The following is a 5,140-nucleotide window of genomic DNA, read 5'->3' on the forward strand; positions in this document are numbered from 1 at the left end:
AACCCCACAGCCTAAGGCTGCGGGGTTGGGATGCTTGCTCAGCTAGACCTTTTCGACCTGACTGAACTCCAGCTCTACCGGAGTAGAGCGACCGAAAATGAGCACTGCCACTTGGATCCGGCTCTTTTCGTAGTTAACTTCTTCAACGACGCCATTGAAATCAGCAAATGGACCATCATTGACTCGCACCGTTTCACCAGGCTCGAAAAGAGTCTTAGGCTTAGGTTTGTCGCTACCATCAGCAACGCGACGCAGAATTGCTTCTGCCTCTTTATCAGTGATTGGCGCTGGCTTATCAGCAGTTCCGCCGATAAAGCCCATCACACGAGGTGTGTCCTTGACCAAGTGCCAAGTACCCTCATTCATATCCATCTGAACCAGCACATAACCTGGAAAGAACTTACGCTCGCTTTTGCGCTTCTGGCCATTACGCATCTCGACCACTTCTTCAGTGGGAACCAGAATTTCACCAAAGCCATCTTCCATGCCTGCCAGTTTCACTCGCTCAACAAGCGAGCGCATCACATGCTTCTCGTAACCCGAGTAAGCATGCACAACGTACCAACGCTTAGCCACGGGACACCCTTAGCCGACAATCAAGGAAACAAGCCAGCCGAGCAGGGAATCAAGCCCCCACAACAGCAACGCCATAACCAGAACAACAGCCACAACGATTAGCGTGGTCTGCGTGGTTTCTTGGCGAGTTGGCCAAACGACTTTACGAATCTCAGTGCGAGCTTCCTTAACCAGTACAAAGAAAGACTTGCCCTTCGCAGTTTGCAGACCTACAAAGGCAGCTGCAGCAGCAATAACAAGCAATGCGAGTACGCGGTACAGGATCGGCGAAGCTGAGTAATACTGATTACCAACAACGCCAACAACCACCAAAGCAACTACTACAAGCCACTTGAGCAAATCGAAGCGAGAGCCTTGAGTTTCAGCTTTAGGAGTCATCTATGAAGATCCTGTGAAAAGAAAGCCAGACACACCAAGTGAATCTGGCAGGTCAGGAGGGAATCGAACCCCCAACCTACGGTTTTGGAGACCGTCGCTCTGCCAATTGAGCTACTGACCTAAAACAAAATCAGGCCGACCATTATGCCGGCCTGAAAAATACATTACAACCGATTATTCGATGATTTTGGCTACGACGCCAGCGCCGACGGTACGACCGCCTTCACGGATAGCGAAACGCAGACCGTCTTCCATCGCGATGGTTTTGATCAGGGTAACAGTCATCTGAATGTTGTCACCTGGCATTACCATTTCAACGCCTTCTGGCAGCTCGCAGTTACCAGTCACGTCAGTAGTACGGAAGTAGAACTGTGGACGGTAGCCCTTGAAGAACGGAGTATGACGACCGCCTTCTTCCTTGCTCAGAACGTAAACTTCTGCAGTGAACTTGGTGTGCGGCTTAACCGAACCCGGCTTAACCAGAACCTGACCACGCTCAACGTCGTCACGCTTGGTGCCACGCAGCAGAACGCCGCAGTTCTCGCCAGCACGACCTTCGTCGAGCAGCTTGCGGAACATTTCAACACCGGTGCAGGTGGAAACAGTAGTGTCACGCAGACCAACGATTTCCAGCGGATCCTGAACGCGAACGATACCGCGCTCGATACGACCGGTCACAACAGTACCGCGACCCGAGATCGAGAATACGTCTTCGATTGGCATCAGGAACGGCTTGTCGATCATACGAACTGGTTCTGGGATGTAGCTGTCCAGAGTCTCAACCAGTTTCTTGACGGCAGTGGTGCCCATCTCGTTGTCGTCTTTGCCTTCCAGCGCCATACGAGCCGAACCGATGATGATTGGAGTGTCATCGCCCGGGAAGTCGTAGGTGGACAGCAGGTCGCGAACTTCCATCTCAACCAGCTCCAGCAGCTCTGCGTCGTCTACCAGGTCAGCCTTGTTCAGGAAAACCACGATGTACGGAACGCCTACCTGACGGGACAGCAGGATGTGCTCACGGGTTTGTGGCATCGGACCATCGGCGGCCGAGCAAACCAGGATAGCGCCGTCCATTTGAGCAGCACCGGTGATCATGTTCTTCACATAGTCAGCGTGACCTGGGCAGTCAACGTGAGCGTAGTGACGGATCAGCGAGTTGTACTCAACGTGCGCGGTGTTGATGGTGATACCGCGAGCTTTTTCTTCTGGAGCGCTGTCGATCTTGTCGAATTCAACTACGGCCGAACCGAAAACTTCGGAGCAAACACGAGTCAGAGCAGCGGTCAGAGTGGTTTTACCGTGGTCAACGTGACCGATGGTCCCTACGTTAACATGGGGCAGGGAACGATCAAATTTTTCCTTAGCCATCGATATCACCCTCAAACAGAAGAATTAGACAAACAACATCAACCATTAAAACAAAGGCAGATATTTTCATATCTGCCTTGTTATATGGAGCTCTTGAGCGGATTTGAACCGCTGACCTCACCCTTACCAAGGGTGTGCTCTACCAACTGAGCTACAAGAGCGAAACACTTTGCACAACCTGCAAGCTTGGAGCGGGTAGCGGGAATCGAACCCGCATCATCAGCTTGGAAGGCTGAGGTTCTACCACTAAACTATACCCGCAGAGCCTGCAGCTCACGCTTAAATCTGGTGGAGGGAGAAGGATTCGAACCTTCGAAGTCGTAGACGTCAGATTTACAGTCTGATCCCTTTGGCCGCTCGGGAACCCCTCCTAATCAGGCCAGCATTTTATACTATGCCAAACCCCTGTCAAGCATTTTCTCATTTAAAAACTTGAGGTTAGCTGCATTGACACCACTCCTTCATGACCACCTCTTCAGGTCTTCACTGTGGAGCGGGCGCCATTCTATGCAAACTATTCAGCAGGCGCAACCCCTTCGCACAGCATTATTTTATGTTTTAACTCATTGAATTCCTTGGAAAGGTTTTGCAACTGATCAGCACCCAGCAATCGCTGACCTTCAGGTGAGATACGCAGCCAGTATCCTGTTGCCGGACGCTCGTCAGGCAACGGCGAAGCCTTGATATCCATCTCCGCCAAACGGCGCCCCAACGCTTCAACCAAATCCTGACGAGCAAATCCCCCCAAATAAAGACAGCGCTCCTCAAAGCGCACACCAGCATTCTCTCGAGAAGCATCCAGACTCTCGCTGAGCAAACGAATGTCATGCTGGGGGCCTTTATACAAACTCAGAGGGGTGACATCTTTTGCACGCAGAGGTGCTTCCTGCTGATGCCAGACGTAATAGAAAACATTGAGAACAAGGAACAGCAGGAACAACCAACGCATACAGACCTCAGGACAAAGGACACGCCATAGCCAAGCCCACGAACACCAGGTCGGGAACAACCCTGGCCTCTGGGACAACATCTGCTATTAATACGGCATCCCCCCCTGTAAGAAATACAGTGAAACTCTCCCCCCAATAGGCTCGTGCCATTTCCATCTGAGTGAGCACGAACCCTTTGAGCATTAGAGAGCAACCGCGCTCCACCGCCTCAACAGTGCTCCGACCAGGAGCCTGGCTTGTCAATGCACGCTCAGCCGCGAGATCACCGTATCGTATCTTTCGTGTATGGGTGCGCAACTGGTTACGCATCAACGGCATGCCAGGACAAATAAAGCCCCCGAGATGCTCCCCATCTTCCGCAATGAAGTCCGCCGTTACCGCCGTGCCAAAATCCAGCACCAGACATGCACCTTCAGCTAAGTGGAATCCGCCGAGCATCGCCAACCAACGATCAAGCCCCAAGCGCTCGTAGTCCTCATAACCGTTTCTAACACCAGACATTTCACGAGCTGGCTCTGCACATACAACTGTCAGATCGAAATCCCGCCGAAGCATTTCGATTAACGCTCCCGTCTCCTCGAGAGTACGAACACTAACAAGACGGCATTTGCTTAGCGACAATCCAGCTAGAGCAAATAGACCATCACGCAGAGCCTGATCCGAGTCAACCACCCCCTCTGCGATCAAAACAGCAGCCTCGGCACTCAGCACGCGCCACTTTATGAAGCTGTTGCCACAATCAAGCTCAAGAATCATCACGCAACCTCAGGCTGAGCTCGCCACCGCTAAAGACCTTTTCCACACCACTCACCTGCAAACGCAGCGCGCCTTGGCTATCAATCCCCAGCACAACACCATCAACCTGGCTGACACCAGCAATCAACGACACTGATCGCTCCTGCCACAAATGGTTTTCCTCCCATTCTGCCTGGAGAACTGAAAAACCACCGACCTGCTGACGCTGTATATATGACTGCAACTGTTCGCTTAACTCGAAAACCAGAACGTTACGATCGCAAGTTGTACCAGATTCAAGTCGCATGGAAGTCCATTGCTGATCAACCTCCTCTGCAACCTGCATATTTACGTTAATACCTATACCTAGTACCACGTGACACACATCAGCCGGATCCCCAACCAACTCCAGCAAAATACCGGCAATTTTCTTATTGCCGACGAGAACATCGTTAGGCCACTTCAAACCTGCGCCAGTGACGCCGAGCTTTTGCAGGGTTCGCATGACTGCCAACCCAACAACAAGACTCAAGCCCTCAAGCTGGCGCATCCCACCATCAATTCGCAGAACGAGACTGTAATAAAGGTTTTCGGCAAACGGGCTAACCCACTTGCGCCCTCTACGCCCACGTCCAGATATCTGTCGCTCGGCAAGCACTAAAAATGGCGCTGCCTGCCCCCGGCCAATGGCGCGCAAAGCCTCAGCATTAGTCGAGTCGATAGAATCAAAAACCGCAATTGGCCAACTCTCTTTCATCCGCGCCACTTTAAGAGGATCGATCAACACAAGCGGCGCAGCCAACTGATAACCTCGCCCCCGAACCTTGTGAATGGACAGCCCAAGCTCAGCCTCCAAGTGCTGAAGCTGCTTCCATACCGCACTTCGACTAATTCCTAAGGCGGCGCCTAGGTCCTGACCAGAATGGAATCGCCCATCCTTCAGAAGATTCAACAACGTCAGCATGTAGGTCTCGCCTCACAGTGAGGCCCGAATAATAGCCATGCGCCGGGCCGTTGCATAGAAAACAAGCAGACACATTTCCTGCGGGCAAAACAAAACCCCAACTGCTTTCGCAATTGGGGTTTCGGAATTTAATCTTGACGATGACCTACTCTCACATGGGGAAACCCCA

General features: G+C 52.0%; 6 protein-coding genes and 4 tRNA genes. All 10 read right to left on the reverse strand.

Going from position 1 to position 5,140, the window contains the following annotated elements; translation table 11 throughout:
• Positions 1-42: 42 nt before the first annotated feature.
• Entirely contained in the window at positions 43-576 is a 534-nt protein-coding gene (gene nusG / locus ACIOWA_RS27215; RefSeq protein WP_007916492.1) for a transcription termination/antitermination protein NusG, read from the reverse strand.
• 9 nt (positions 577-585) lie between these two features.
• Positions 586-954 carry a preprotein translocase subunit SecE gene (secE, locus tag ACIOWA_RS27220; RefSeq protein ID WP_339434209.1) on the reverse strand — a complete coding sequence of 123 codons (369 nt, stop codon included), beginning with the start codon at positions 952-954 and terminating at the stop codon, positions 586-588.
• Between the two features lie 45 nt (positions 955-999).
• Positions 1,000-1,075: transfer RNA gene (locus ACIOWA_RS27225), tRNA-Trp, on the reverse strand.
• A 53-nt stretch (positions 1,076-1,128) separates the two neighbouring features.
• Positions 1,129-2,322, reverse strand: a complete 1,194-nt coding sequence (gene tuf, locus ACIOWA_RS27230; RefSeq protein ID WP_038362141.1) for an elongation factor Tu — start codon at positions 2,320-2,322, stop codon at positions 1,129-1,131.
• An 85-nt stretch (positions 2,323-2,407) separates the two neighbouring features.
• A tRNA-Thr gene (locus ACIOWA_RS27235) sits at positions 2,408-2,483 on the reverse strand.
• A gap of 26 nt (positions 2,484-2,509) precedes the next feature.
• Positions 2,510-2,583: transfer RNA gene (locus ACIOWA_RS27240), tRNA-Gly, on the reverse strand.
• A gap of 25 nt (positions 2,584-2,608) precedes the next feature.
• Positions 2,609-2,693, reverse strand: a tRNA-Tyr gene (locus ACIOWA_RS27245).
• Positions 2,694-2,836: 143 nt separating this feature from the next.
• Positions 2,837-3,271, reverse strand: a complete 435-nt coding sequence (locus ACIOWA_RS27250; RefSeq protein WP_339434341.1) for a hypothetical protein — start codon at positions 3,269-3,271, stop codon at positions 2,837-2,839.
• Between the two features lie 7 nt (positions 3,272-3,278).
• Positions 3,279-4,028 (reverse strand): pantothenate kinase, encoded by a 750-nt coding sequence (locus ACIOWA_RS27255; RefSeq protein WP_339434340.1) that lies wholly within the window; start codon positions 4,026-4,028, stop codon positions 3,279-3,281.
• Positions 4,018-4,971 carry a bifunctional biotin--[acetyl-CoA-carboxylase] ligase/biotin operon repressor BirA gene (birA, locus tag ACIOWA_RS27260; RefSeq protein WP_339434339.1) on the reverse strand — a complete coding sequence of 318 codons (954 nt, stop codon included), beginning with the start codon at positions 4,969-4,971 and terminating at the stop codon, positions 4,018-4,020. The genes ACIOWA_RS27255 and birA overlap by 11 nt, the downstream gene beginning before the upstream one ends.
• Between the last annotated feature and the right edge of the window lie 169 nt (positions 4,972-5,140).

Source organism: Pseudomonas sp. NPDC087614 (assembly GCF_044743485.1).
GTDB classification, from domain to species: domain Bacteria; phylum Pseudomonadota; class Gammaproteobacteria; order Pseudomonadales; family Pseudomonadaceae; genus Aquipseudomonas; species Aquipseudomonas baetica_A.